This window comes from Planomicrobium stackebrandtii (assembly GCF_030814955.1).
GTDB lineage: Bacteria > Bacillota > Bacilli > Bacillales_A > Planococcaceae > Planococcus > Planococcus stackebrandtii.
This window is the reverse complement of sequence record NZ_JAUSWB010000004.1, coordinates 146,955-159,883: the sequence shown is the minus strand read 5'-3', so window position 1 is coordinate 159,883 and position 12,929 is coordinate 146,955. Positions and strand designations below refer to the sequence as shown.

Sequence of the window (12,929 nt, the reverse complement as noted above, 5' to 3'; positions counted from 1 at the left end):
AACCATCGGCCTCTAAGGCTGATGGTTTATTTTTTGGGAGATGCGGAGAAATTCGGAAATTCCAATGTAAACTCGGTACCTTTGCCTTTCTCAGAATCCACCATGATTTGGCCATTCATTTGGCTGACGATGCTGTATGTGACCATCATGCCAAGTCCAGTCCCTTTGATTTTATTTGAAAAATAAGGTTCCCCTAAACGTTTTACTTCTTCTTTTGTCATGCCGATGCCTTCGTCAGTCACTTCAATCCACACTTTGGCCGGCGATGTTTTCACCGCAACAGCCAGTGTCCCTCCGTCCGGCATCGCTTCAATGCCGTTTCGGATGATATTGACCAGCGCCTGCTGGAATTTCTGGCGATCGATAAGAATTTCTGCCTGTTCGTCCATATCTGTTATTTGCATTTCTACATCTTTTACGTTGGCATATGGTGCCATAATTTTCATGACGTGCTGAATTTCCGCAGAAACCGTAATGGACTCGAGCTGTCCATAGGTTGGTTTGGCATAAACGAGATAATCGTCAATCAAATCTTCTGCAGCATTGATTTCTTTTAAAATCAGGCTATGAAACTCCACTTGCTTTTCGCGGCTGTATTCATATTCTTTCATCAGTTGAATAAATCCTTTGATGCTTTGAAGCGGATTGCGCAATTCATGTGAAACCGCAGCTGCAAAATGACTGACGGTTTCCATTTTTTCATGCTTCAACAGCGAGTTGTACATGTATTCCTGACGCTGCATATGTTCAATCAGCAAAGCGGTTAACACGATGATCGTTCCTTGATTGATCATTAGCATCACCCAAATGCCCAGGATATCGCCGAGCGGGTCTCCAAAAAAGTAAGCGCCCGCAAACATGTTGAATAACAGGGAAGCAATGGAGATGGAAAACACCAGAACAATTTTCCCCAGCCTTTTAACTCGCATGTACAGCGGACGCAGGAATGGAACTCCCGCTGCAATGGCAAATTGGTTCAGGATCGCGATGTACATTCCGTCTCCGCCGATGAAAAATCGGCCAACAGAAGATACAAGAAACAGCATGGCTGAAACTAGTGGGCCTCCGTATAATGCTCCGACGATCATTGGAACTTGGCGCAAGTCGAAAATATATTGGTCCGTTAAAAATTGATAAGGAAAAAGCATACAAAGTATGATGGAAATCGAAAAAAGAACAGTCATTGTAACACGGTGGCTAACGAAGAAATTTCGTTGGCCGGCTGTCGCCAGCATCTGATAGACGATGATCGGAAATATGATGAAGAAAATATTATTGATCATGCCCGTCATCATTGCTTCCATATGATTAATCCCCATTTCTTTCTGCCGCGTCACTTATTATACAATTCGATTTTGTTCGCTACCACCTTTTTCTGAATCCTTCATGCTGCCGACTTCTCGCAGTTTCCGCTTATGCTACTCCTTGAACGGATGATGAGTCGCTTCCCTCAGCTTTTTTAACAGCCGCTCGCGCCTTTTTTTCATACCTGCAAGTGAAATTTTTTCACTTACTGCCAGATCTGTAAGCCTCCTTCCCTTTACGTAAAGTGCTTCGAGCAGCCATTTTTCATGGTCATTAAGCATGCTCACATCCAGCCAATCGGGCAATCCTTCTGATATTGCTTCTCCACTTTCCATTTTTACATTGCTCATATGGGTTGCCTGGTCATTCTTTCTCGTCTCCCGCTTCAGTTCATCGAGCATCGCGCCACGAATGCTGCGATAAGCAAAAGGGGTAAAGTTTCCTTTTTCGTCTTCGAAACGCCGCCATGCCTGCCAAAGCGCAATGTTGCCGATTTGGCGATACGTATCGTAATCACGGTAGATATGAAGTTTGCGGATCATAGCAGAAATCATTGGCGCATATTGTGCAGCCACTTCTTCAAAATCTTTCATTGGTTTTGTCCTTCTGAACGTTCGTTGATTCCCGGGTCCATTCAGAATACGTTCTGAAAAGAGCAGTCGCCACTTGCCCTCTATGCTATTTGTCCTTACGATACACGCTTTATCATTAAAACAAACAGGAATTTAGGCACATAAAATTGTCAAAATAGTACCTATTTTCAGAAAAACAGATTGCCTGTAAAACGTGTGAATGGTAAAATTTTTTATGTGTTGAGAAAGGGGAGCTTGTGATAGTGAAGAAGTATGATGAGAAGTTAATTGATCGATCAGTGTTGTTTGTTGAAAGTTATTTTGAAACAGAGAAAAAATCAAAAATTGTGACGAAAGATGACGTTTTTTATTCCCGTGATTCGGTTCTGTCATTGATAGATAAAACTTGTATGATGTATGCATCCACATACGAAGGACGTGTGAAAGCTACACGGCACAATCTTAAACAGCATAAAAAAACACCCCTTCTCATTTCGGAAAACGGTTTAGCCGCTTACCCCACAAAGTCTCCTGGCAACCCTGACTGCGTTTGGATTTTCAACCACCACTACCGGCTGGAAACCATTGCCCGGAACAGGACCCGCGTCCTGTTTGATGAGTTCAATGTATCAACAGAAGTCAATGTCTCCATCGGTATTCTGCAAAAGCAGCGAAGCCGCATGTATGAAATGATTTATTACTATTCCAACGTTCGTGAAAAAAATAAGCAGTAAGCAAAATAAGACACCTCTCTCTGCAGTGGCCACAAGTGCCACTGCAGAGAGAGGTGTCTTTCTTCTATAATAAACTGAACTGATGGTCCTCACGTATCGATATTCGGCAAAACAGCATTCCTGAAGCAACTTTAAGAAAAAATTTTTTGTTCAACTTTTATAATTACACTTGTTGTTTTAGATCAGCTGGAACTACCACAACTGCTTCCGCAAGAAGAACCGCCGCCGGAGTCTCCAGAGCCGCCCGAATCGCTTGAGTCAGATCCGCACCAAGCTTCTTTTGAACTTTTCGGCTTATCTAATACGGTTCCGAAAAATCCAGAGTTTCCTCCATCGGAATCCGACTTTATTTTTTTATGGGTTTTGGCAAGTCCAAGTGATTCGGAATACGTTGCACCCGTGTCCCCTGCTGCCCAGATTACGTAAGGCAGTGTCAGTTCATTGGATGTTCCTGGTGTGGGATAAGAACCCTGGACAATGCGGGATTGCTTTTCCAGAAATCGGCTGTACTTCCCTTTGTTCATTGCAGATTCAATGTCACTCTTGATCTCACGAATCAATCCGTATACAGAGCGCCGGGTTTCGCTCCTGTCAAAAAAGTATTGGCTTTCGAGCAGTGATATGTCTGAATCTCTCCATTCCGCGAGGAAACTGGCACTTGGCACCATTTCATAAAATGGAGCACCCCATGATTTGGCCGAAGAAGGTTTCTCGATAAACAGCTTTTTGTACGCCATATCGAATAAAAACTTATCGTCTACCCCATCTGTTCCGTCCACATTTGGAGCGTGGTGGATAAACCGGCCGGCAAACTTCTCTGTGAAATCCCGGTACTCATTGGTGAACATCAACTGTTGGTGCCAAACCTCGTCTACCGCTTTCGAAAACATGGGCACTTTTTTCAGAATAGATGCCATCAGCAAAAACCGCTTTTGTTCAAACATCAATTCGAGAATGGTTGCCTGGCTGTACCTTGTTTCTTTAACCATTCGGTTGTAGATGTGCAGCTGATAATCAAGGGGATAAGCAGCTTCCAACTCTTGTGCGCAGGTTCGAAAGCTAGACTCCGTACCTTCTACGAAATCCAAGTCCAATTCCTTTTGTTTTTTCAAGAACTCATCTTGTGTCAGCAACAGCAATTCCCGATTTTCATTTTTTAATGCGGATTTCGTCTTATGGGAACTCCAATAAATTCCTATGCCAACTAACCCGAAAATAATAATAGCAACTCCAACAGACCCCATCATCCCATCGCCTCTTTACTTTAGTGTGTATCTTTCCTGCAAGCTTCTTATTGCACACTTTAAGCCGCATCGTCTCTCATCAGCAAAAAGGCGATCCTGATTGCCCACTTGTTTAAATCAGGTTCTGTTTCCGGATCGGTCACATAAAACTCAAAACGTCCGTTCCAAATTTCTTCCTGCCCTTCCCATCGCTTGTCGATATCCAGTTCTTCCTGCAACGCCCATTGTTCCAGTGCTGCGAGAGATTTCTCCAAATTGTCGGGATGCCCTTTATGCAGCGCCGATAAATAAGATCCTCCCGGTATGAAACTGGCGACCACCCGGTCATCCCCGCTCACCATCCGTTTGACCGGCAAGCCCACTTCCATTTTGTATTTACCTTCAGAATCTCCCAGGCACCAATAACGGAAAAATGGAGTTCCTGCCGGTTTAATGCCTTTGCCCTTCAGCCAGTCAAAAAGCTCGCCGACGAGGCTATTCACTTTATCCCATTCCGCCAGCCCTGCCAATATCGGAATTCCGACATAAGGCTGTTCAGCCCGCTCCTCGACAAATGGTTCACTGATATACTTTTGCACCATTCAATCCTCTCCTCTGTAAAACTCTTCATTCTAATACTTACTAGTATTCTATACCTGCAAGCATAGTCCTCTAAATCGCCGATGAAAATTTCAATAGATTGGAGACATTAAGTTGTCACAAAATCCAAAGCTCATCAAATTGACTTTGCTCACTGTAAGCTATAATCTGGAACAAGTGACCAACCAGTCATTAAAAGTGACCAGTCGGTTTAGGAGGGCTCGAATGGACAAAAGAACTGAGTTAATGAAGCAGGCTGTACATTTATTTTCTTTAAAAGGCTTTCATCAAACTTCGGTGCAGGAAGTAGCGCAAGCCGTAGGCATTTCCAAAGGTGCTTTCTACAAGCATTTCGATTCGAAGGAAAATTTATTCATCGAAATCTTAAAGCAGTACCATGAAGAAATCACGGAGGCAATCTCCAGTTCTCAGCACGCCCCGGGATCCGATCACAAGGATGTTTTCAAAGAGAAATTGGCGATTGAGATTGAGCGTACACTTTCCAATCAGGATTTTTTCATGATGGTATTCAAAGATTTTCCGCTCAGTGACAGCGACAAGCTGAAATCATTGTTCATGGAACTGCGCCAGTCGACTATTACGCTGCACAAGACCATCCTGCTGGATACCTACGGAACTCCCGTCGAACCATTTTTGGATGATTTGGTGATGGTGCTCGAAGGCATAATGCAGCAATACATCATTACACTGGTTATCGAACAAAAACATGTGCCGATTTCCAAGCTGGTCAATTTCGTCACAGCGGCCATCGATGCAATTGTCGCTAATCTGGAGGATATGGAACCTGTTTTAACCGAGGCGCGTTCGTCGCCAGTCACCATTGACGAACTCTTTCTCCACATAGCAGAAAAAATTAAAGCATCTGAACCTCATCCCGACAAGTTGCTGGCTTCACTCAATTTATTGAAAGAACAAGTCGCCAAAAAAGAACAAGAGGAGTTTTTAATTGAAGCCTTGCTGGTTTATTTAAAACAGTCTCCTTCCATTAAGAACGACGTGCTATATCTGGAAAATTTCATTTGAGAAAAAGGAGCTAACCACTTGAAGAAAATTATCGATTTTTCCTTGAACAACAAGTTTGCAATATGGATTTTGACACTCATGATCGTTGTCGCTGGCCTTTATGCCGGCTTGACCATGAAACAGGAATCCATTCCCAGCATCACCCTTCCGGCTGTGACCGTCGTTACTACATACCCTGGTGCAGCACCGGATGAAATTATGGAAGAAGTCACCATTCCGATGGAGCAGCGGATCCAAAATATGAATGGCGTTGAACTTACAACGTCCACATCGATGGCCAATGCTTCGACCATTCAAGTTCAATACGACTTTGAAGTCGATATGGACGAAGCAACCCGTGAATTGGAAGATGCCTTGTCACAAATTTCAATTCCCGAGTCTGCCAACGCCCCAGAGGTTTCGCGCATCAGTTTGGATGCATTCCCTGTTCTAACATTGAGCATCAGCGATTCTGAGAGTTCACTGGAAGAACTGACGGCCAGCGTCGAAGAAAACGTAATTCCTGCTCTTGAAGGGGTAGCCGGTTTGTCCGAGGCACAAGTTTCGGGACAACGTGTCCAGAAAGTCACGATGTCCTTTGATCAGGAAGCACTGGCACAATACGGCTTGACTGAAGATACAATTCAGCAATTGATCCAAGGATCCAACCTGACCTTTCCGTTAGGATTGACCGATTTTGACGGTGAACTGAAAAACCTGGTTATTGATGGCGATATCACCTCTGTCGATGATTTGAGAAGCCTTCAGATTCCGGCTGTTCCTGCAGCGGCCACTGATGCTCCAAGTGCTGCCCCAACTGCTCCTGGATCTGAAGAAGCTGGAACGGAAGCACCGGCAGCTCAACCACCAACAACTGAAGCACCAGCGGCTGAAACTCCAACCGCAGCTGCACCATCTGCGATTCCGACAGTTGCATTAAGCGAACTGGCCGAGATTGAAGTGGTCAGCGAAGCAGAATCGATTTCCCGTACAAACGGTGAAGAATCTATCGGTATTTCAATCGTCAAATCACCCGACGCCAATACCGTTGAAGTGGTCAATGGCGTCAAAGACATCGTTGCAGATGTTGAGGAAGAATACGGTTTGACCGTCGCTTCCACATTTGACCAAGGCGAACCGATCGAGACATCGGTTGAAACGATGCTCAGCAAAGCGCTATTCGGTATTTTATTTGCTGTCGCAATCATTTTGCTGTTCCTTCGCAGCTTTAAGACAACGGTTATTTCTATCATCTCTATTCCCTTGTCATTGCTGATGGCGATTTTCTTATTGAACCAAATGGATATTACGTTAAATATCATGACACTCGGCGCACTGACCGTCGCAATCGGACGCGTTATCGATGACTCGATTGTTGTTATCGAAAATATCTATCGCCGCATGGCTTTGCCCGGCGAAAAACTGCGCGGCAAAGAACTGATCCGTGAAGCAACACGCGAAATGTTCGTACCGATTTTCTCATCAACGATCGTTACCATCGCAGTATTCCTGCCGCTTGCACTTGTCAGCGGACAAATCGGCGAATTGTTCCTGCCGTTCGCTTTGGCAGTCGTCTTTGCTTTGTCTGCATCCCTATTGGTTGCAGTTACCATCGTTCCGATGATGGCGCATTTGATGTACCGCAAGCAATTGCACAACCTGGACACTAATAGCTCCAAACAAAAAGAACACAAGCCAGGCAAAATGGCAGACAGCTACAAACGCATTTTGGAATGGACCTTGAATCACAAAATCATCACGTTTGGAGGAGCGTCGTTGCTCCTTGCCGCAAGTCTGTTCTTGATTCCGGTTATCGGCGTCAGCTTCCTTCCTGAAGAAGAACAGAAAACGGTGATGGCTACCTATAGCCCGGAACCTGGCCAGACACGCGAAGATGTAGAAGCCGTTGCACTTGATGCAGAAGGCTCTATTGAAGGCAGAGAAGGCGTAACGTCTTACCAGTACTCACTTGGCGGCGGCAACCCAATGTCCGCAATGGGCGGCGGCGGAGACAATTCCGCATTGTTCTATATTGAGTATGATGACGATTTTGAAGCATTTACTGATGAAAGTGAAAAACTGATTGAAGACTTGAACAGCTCTACAGAATCCGGAGAATGGGCTAGTATGGATTTTACTGCAACTGGAGGCAGCGGACTGGAAATGTTCGTCTACGGTGACAGTGTCGAAGACATTCAATCGGCTATTGATCAAATCCAGCCGTTAATGGAAGATAACGATGGCTTGGAAAACACAGAGTCCAGCTTAACCGAAGCTTATGACCAATTCACCCTGGTCGCTAATCAACAAAGCTTAAGCGAAAATGGGCTGACGGCTGCACAAATCGGCATGGCGTTAAGCAGCGTTGGCGAAGCACCGGTCTTGACTACAGTCACCCATGAAGAAGAAGACATCAATGTTTACATTGAAACCGAAGAAACACAATATGCAGGTATTGATGATGTAACAGATGTCGAAATTCCCACAGCACTTGGGACGACCGTCACAATCGGTGAGGTCATGGAAGTGGAAGAAGGCCAGTCACCGGATACCATTAACCGCAGAGACGGCCAAATGTTTGCTTCCCTGACTGCAGACGTCCTTGGCAACAATGCCGCGGACATAACTGCAGAAATTGACGAGCAAACTTCAGAGCTTGAACTGCCGGCTGGTGTAACGACTGACCACGGCGGTGTGACTGAACAAATCAACGAATCGTTCACTCAGCTTGGCCTGGCCATGCTTGCAGCCATTGCGATTGTTTATTTCGTACTGGTAGTAACATTTGGTGGTGCACTTGCTCCATTTTCCATCCTGTTCTCATTGCCATTCACTGTTATCGGTGTACTGGTCGCATTATGGATTACTGGAGAATCATTGAGTGTCAATGCATTGATTGGTGTATTGATGCTGATCGGTATCGTTGTCACCAATGCCATTGTCTTGATTGACCGCGTCATTCATATGGAGAAAGCCGGTTTGAGTACACGTGAAGCACTGCTTGAAGGCGGTGTAACTCGACTGCGCCCAATCTTGATGACTGCCCTGGCAACAATCGGCGCGCTCATCCCGCTTGCCATTGGAGCTGAAGGCGGAGGCGGCTTGATTTCACAAGGCCTCGGCATCACGGTTATCGGCGGACTGATCAGTTCCACACTGTTGACATTGGTCATCGTGCCAATCGTCTACGAAGTGGTTTCGAAATTCCGCAAAAAAGAAGTAAACTAAAGAATAATTAGAAAAGGCAGCTCATCGTGAGCTGCCTTTTTTGTGCGTATTTTTAGCCGTCCGCACCTCGTTTGCCGATAACCGCACCCCAAATGGACAAGAGCGCACCTCGCAGGCTCCGGACCGCACCTCGATGCCTCATAACCGCACCTCAAACGCAAAAGACCGCACCCCACATAAAAAAGCCTGCTCAGCATAACTGAACAGGCTCCCAAACTATTGCTTTTTCAAGTATTTCAACACCGATTCATCAATAAGCGCTTCTTCTGACCAGTGGTCATCAAAGTTCTCACGCAACACAAAAGTTTTCAATGCCTCTTTCACTTCTTCGTCATAGCTGCTGTGATCGAGCGACTCCAGCAATTCGACCTTTACCAATTGCTCTACAACTGTTTCCAACACATTTTCTTCAATGGCTAGTTTTTCCTCGGAAGGTGCAGCATACATTTTGTGCAGTTCATACAGCCGCCGCAGTTCTTCGATCGGCTCCGGATGATCATCCACGCGTAAATCAACTTTGACATCGTTGTAGCCGCCGTATCCTGCGCCTTCTTGCAGCACATAAACTGCAGCCGACTGTTTGCCTCTGCTGTCGCCTCCAGCATGTTGAGCAGCCGATATAGCTATCAGCAGCCGTTCCGCAAGCGGGCCTTCCGATTCCTCAAAGGCTCTGCTCATTTCACTGACCGTCTCCTCACTTACCAGGATGTTGCCTTGGCAGGAATGATGCTTGCCTATTTTATGTCCTGCCCAGTCGTAGCATTCGTGCCCTGTAAAAGCGCTCGCCTCACCATCTGCGTTAACGACGGCCACTTGGCGCAAACTTCTGCCTGGATCGTCAGCTATCAGCTTGTCTATTACCTCGTCAGGCGACAAACCTTTTTCTAAGAACTCAAGTCCTTCTGGTCCATATGCCGTATTAGCCCAGGACTGCGTGGCCACCGCTCCGACGTTTGCTTTTGCCCATGGAACGACTGATCCGACTGCCAAAAACTTCGATTGTACGGCCACACCGACTTCTCCCGTTTCCGGATTTGCAGCGACAATGGAAAATGTCGCAACCAGCTTGTCTTTATCCATTTTTTTGTTCATATAATTGCCCCCTTTCTTCTACTGTAATTCAATCCGGTCAAAATTTCTTCTCTGACTGATTATTCACACGAAAAAAACCTGCAGTCCTTTAGAGGACTGCAGGTTCTTCGTTTTTCTTGGATTGCCGATTGAGTGCGCGGGTCCGGTATTTTTTTTTGTCTGTTTTCGATAAAGCTTTGTATTCTTCCAGAAAAGACTCGTATTTGGATAGGACTTCTTTGGTCGCACCGTACTCCTTGACCACACCAAACTCCAGCCACAAAATTTGATCACAAAATCTTCTCATCTGTGAAATCGAATGGCTCACAAAAAACATTGTTTTGCCTTTTTCTTTGAATTCCATCATTTTGTCCAAACTCTTTTCAGAAAACGCTTTGTCTCCTACAGACAAAGCTTCATCCACAATCAGAATGTCGGGATTTACACGCACCGATATGGAAAAGCCCAAACGCGACTTCATGCCGCTCGAATAAGTTTTCACTGGCTGATCAATAAACTTCTCCAGTTCGGCAAATTCAATGATTTCATTTTCCATAGCGGTTATCTCTTTTTGGGAAAAACCAAGCATCAGTAGTTTGAGTTCGATGTTCTCACGTCCTGATAACTTGCCGTCCAATCCTGCGTTCACCGCGATCAAAGCCACATTGCCATTGCTCGTCACTTGGCCATTGGTCGTTGGAATAACACCCGCAATAATATTTGCTAAAGTCGATTTTCCTGAACCATTAATGCCAACAAGTCCGACAATCGATCCTTGTTCCACTTCAAAAGAGACATTTTGCAAAGCGAAAAAATCTTCTCCGTAATCTTTATAAGGAACCAGCAAATCAAGAATTCGTTCTGATTGTTTTTTATATAATTTATAGCGCTTAGAGACATTTTTGACTTCCACTGAATTAATCAAGAGTTTCACTTCCAATTTTTATAAGAAGTCAATGAATTGACTTCTAAATTTCACATGAAGATAAGCACCTATCAGGAACGTGAGTGCAACCACTCCAACAAAATAAAGCGTATAGACAGGATTCTCAATAAAATACCAGCCCTCTCCAAGCAGCGAGTAGCGGTATCCTTCGATTACATAGTAAAACGGATTGAGTTTCATAAAGGGCTGCCATGAATCCGGCAGCAAAGTCGGCGGCCATAAAATAGGCGATAAGTATAGGAGCATACGCATAACCGACTGCAGCAGCATTTGAACATCTCTAATGATAGTCGCCAAAGTGGACGTTATCAAAGCAAGACTAAACAAAAATACGAGTAGGCCGATGATATAGATCGGCAACTGCAGGTAATAGATGGAGATTGGAAATCCGATAAACTGCAATATCACCATGCCAATAGCTAATAATATCAGATGGGGATAAAACTGTGCAAAGATTGTGTAATTCGGAATAACACTCATCGGAAAATTCATTTTGGAAAGCATCCGGATTTTGCTGTAAATGGACTTGGATGATTTCATAACACTATTGTTAATAAAGAACCAAACCAAAATTCCCGCAAACATCCATTGGAAATACGGAATGTCGCCGACATCTTCACGCTGCCGGATTCCAAAACCGAACACAAACCAATAGATGAGAATCTGGATAGCCGGATTGATGATTTCCCAAGCTGCGCCCAAGTAATTGCCTCTGGTTAAGCTGCGCAGTTCATAAACAGATAAACGTTTAACTAAATAAAAGAATTGAACTTGCTCTTTAATGACTTTTATAGCTGATTTCATAGGTATCCTCACTTAATCACTTTTTGACTAGTTAAATCGCGAGCAATAGCTCTGCTTTTTTAAATTCAACTTATATATCTTACTTTAAAAAAGCTTTTACTGCACGTTCTGCTGCCAGACCATCTTCAAGAGAAGAAAAACGGCCTTTAAACTCAGAGAAAATCGGGCTCAACTGCACATCGGCCTCTGTCATTGACTGTATTGCCTGAAAAAGCTCCCTTTCCGTCTGTACAATAGGACCAGGTGCATCTTTTTCAATATCCATATAAAAGCCGCGCAATTGATCGCGGTAGTTCTCCAAGTCATACATAAAGAAAATGATCGGCCGGTTTAAAATGGCATAATCGAAAAAGACAGAAGAATAATCTGTTATCAGCAGATCTGAAGCTAAGTACAGATCCCGGATATCAGGATAAAGCGACACATCATATACCATACCCTCATATGCCGAGAAATCAAAGTTTTCAGCAACTAAATAGTGCATACGGGACAGCAGCACCCATTCGTCGCCAAATTCTTTCTTCCAGTTTTCCAGATCGAATTGGAATTTAAATTTGTACTTCCCTTTTTGATAAAACTCATTGTCTCTCCAAGTAGGGGCATAAAGCATAACTTTTTTGTCTTCGGCAATCCCTAAATCCTTTTTCAGATTGCTGATCAACTGATTTGAGTGATTTGTCAACACATCATTACGGGGATACCCTGTTTCAATGACCTTTCCATTATAGTGGAAAGCGCGCTTAAAAATCTCGGTTGAATATGAATTTGGAGAAATCAGGTAATCCCATTTCTCGGATTCCAGCGTGAAATTCTTTTTATAGGATTCTGTTTCTGTATTGGGCATGTGAATTTCTTCAATATCCAGTCCCAGTTTTTTCAAGGGAGTTCCGTGCCACGTTTGAAGGTATACAGTATTTTTGGGCTTTGGCATCCATCTAGGAAGCCGGACATTGTTGACCCAGTACTCGGCCCTTGGAAATGTCCAAAACCACGGGATCGTGAATCTGCGGATATATGGCACATTAAATTCTTCAAAAAGCTTGATTGCACTCTTATCAACACTCCAAAGAAGTTTAAATTCTGGATAATGTTCTTTCATATGCTCATAGATGGCTCGCGGATTGTCGCTGAATTGTTTCGCGTGAAAACTTTCAAACACGACCAATTTTTTCTTTTTCGGAAGTTTTCCCAGGATTACAAATACCGCCCGAAAAAGTCTTCTTGTGTAACTGCTATCTTTAAGACCTTTGATTTTTTCGAAAACGCTCAAATTATTCACCTTACTTCTTTCTTGAAAAGCAGATTTGGCAGAAATTTACTATAAATGATAGCATCCCGTTTCTAATTATTTTATACTGAAACGAAAAGTAAACCAAGCAACTTAAAACATGCATCTTTTTCTTAATAAATGCGTCTAATACCT

The 12,929-nt window shown here is 44.1% G+C and carries 11 protein-coding genes; 3 read left to right on the top strand and 8 right to left on the bottom strand.

Features of this window, described 5'->3' with window-relative positions; translation table 11 throughout:
* Positions 1–26: 26 nt before the first annotated feature.
* Positions 27–1,304, bottom strand: a complete 1,278-nt coding sequence (locus QOZ98_RS08625) for a HAMP domain-containing sensor histidine kinase (protein WP_308787077.1) — start codon at positions 1,302–1,304, stop codon at positions 27–29.
* A gap of 114 nt (positions 1,305–1,418) precedes the next feature.
* A complete protein-coding gene (locus tag QOZ98_RS08620) occupies positions 1,419–1,898 on the bottom strand; it encodes a sigma-70 family RNA polymerase sigma factor (RefSeq protein WP_308787076.1) in 480 nt (159 codons plus the stop codon).
* A 242-nt stretch (positions 1,899–2,140) separates the two neighbouring features.
* Here QOZ98_RS08620 and QOZ98_RS08615 point away from each other — a divergent pair, with 242 nt between their 5' ends.
* Positions 2,141–2,611 (top strand): competence protein ComK, encoded by a 471-nt coding sequence (locus tag QOZ98_RS08615; RefSeq protein ID WP_308787075.1) that lies wholly within the window; start codon positions 2,141–2,143, stop codon positions 2,609–2,611.
* A 182-nt stretch (positions 2,612–2,793) separates the two neighbouring features.
* Here the strand turns inward: QOZ98_RS08615 and QOZ98_RS08610 are convergent, their stop codons facing one another.
* Both QOZ98_RS08610 and QOZ98_RS08605 read right to left on the bottom strand, forming a co-directional pair.
* Entirely contained in the window at positions 2,794–3,858 is a 1,065-nt protein-coding gene (locus QOZ98_RS08610) for a glycine-rich domain-containing protein (RefSeq protein ID WP_308787074.1), read from the bottom strand.
* Between the two features lie 56 nt (positions 3,859–3,914).
* On the bottom strand, positions 3,915–4,436 hold the full coding sequence (locus tag QOZ98_RS08605; RefSeq protein ID WP_308787073.1) for a GyrI-like domain-containing protein: 522 nt from the start codon (positions 4,434–4,436) through the stop codon (positions 3,915–3,917).
* A 223-nt stretch (positions 4,437–4,659) separates the two neighbouring features.
* On the opposite strand from QOZ98_RS08605, the gene QOZ98_RS08600 reads away from it, so the two are divergent.
* Positions 4,660–5,478 (top strand): TetR/AcrR family transcriptional regulator, encoded by an 819-nt coding sequence (locus QOZ98_RS08600; RefSeq protein ID WP_308787072.1) that lies wholly within the window; start codon positions 4,660–4,662, stop codon positions 5,476–5,478.
* Between the two features lie 18 nt (positions 5,479–5,496).
* On the top strand, positions 5,497–8,685 hold the full coding sequence (locus QOZ98_RS08595) for an efflux RND transporter permease subunit (protein WP_308787071.1): 3,189 nt from the start codon (positions 5,497–5,499) through the stop codon (positions 8,683–8,685).
* 216 nt (positions 8,686–8,901) lie between these two features.
* On the opposite strand, the gene QOZ98_RS08590 is transcribed toward QOZ98_RS08595, so the two are convergent.
* The 4 genes from QOZ98_RS08590 to QOZ98_RS08575 all read right to left on the bottom strand — a co-directional run bounded on the left by QOZ98_RS08590 (position 8,902) and on the right by QOZ98_RS08575 (position 12,785).
* On the bottom strand, positions 8,902–9,777 hold the full coding sequence (locus QOZ98_RS08590; RefSeq protein ID WP_308787070.1) for a DUF1028 domain-containing protein: 876 nt from the start codon (positions 9,775–9,777) through the stop codon (positions 8,902–8,904).
* Positions 9,778–9,865: 88 nt separating this feature from the next.
* A complete protein-coding gene (gene tagH / locus QOZ98_RS08585; protein ID WP_308787069.1) occupies positions 9,866–10,681 on the bottom strand; it encodes a teichoic acids export ABC transporter ATP-binding subunit TagH in 816 nt (271 codons plus the stop codon).
* Between the two features lie 18 nt (positions 10,682–10,699).
* A complete protein-coding gene (locus tag QOZ98_RS08580; RefSeq protein ID WP_308787068.1) occupies positions 10,700–11,506 on the bottom strand; it encodes an ABC transporter permease in 807 nt (268 codons plus the stop codon).
* 79 nt (positions 11,507–11,585) lie between these two features.
* Entirely contained in the window at positions 11,586–12,785 is a 1,200-nt protein-coding gene (locus QOZ98_RS08575; RefSeq protein ID WP_308787067.1) for a CDP-glycerol glycerophosphotransferase family protein, read from the bottom strand.
* Positions 12,786–12,929 lie beyond the last annotated feature (144 nt).

What these genes read in the sequence shown, in the direction of transcription:
- QOZ98_RS08610 (WP_308787074.1), bottom strand. Translation starts at nt 3,858, where the DNA reads ATGATGGGGTCTGTTGGAGTTGCTATTATTATTTTCGGGTTAGTTGGC.
- QOZ98_RS08600 (WP_308787072.1), top strand. Translation starts at nt 4,660, where the DNA reads ATGGACAAAAGAACTGAGTTAATGAAGCAGGCTGTACATTTATTTTCT.
- QOZ98_RS08590 (WP_308787070.1), bottom strand. Translation starts at nt 9,777, where the DNA reads ATGAACAAAAAAATGGATAAAGACAAGCTGGTTGCGACATTTTCCATT.
- QOZ98_RS08620 (WP_308787076.1), bottom strand. Translation starts at nt 1,898, where the DNA reads ATGAAAGATTTTGAAGAAGTGGCTGCACAATATGCGCCAATGATTTCT.
- QOZ98_RS08580 (WP_308787068.1), bottom strand. Translation starts at nt 11,506, where the DNA reads ATGAAATCAGCTATAAAAGTCATTAAAGAGCAAGTTCAATTCTTTTAT.
- QOZ98_RS08625 (WP_308787077.1), bottom strand. Translation starts at nt 1,304, where the DNA reads ATGGAAGCAATGATGACGGGCATGATCAATAATATTTTCTTCATCATA.
- QOZ98_RS08605 (WP_308787073.1), bottom strand. Translation starts at nt 4,436, where the DNA reads ATGGTGCAAAAGTATATCAGTGAACCATTTGTCGAGGAGCGGGCTGAA.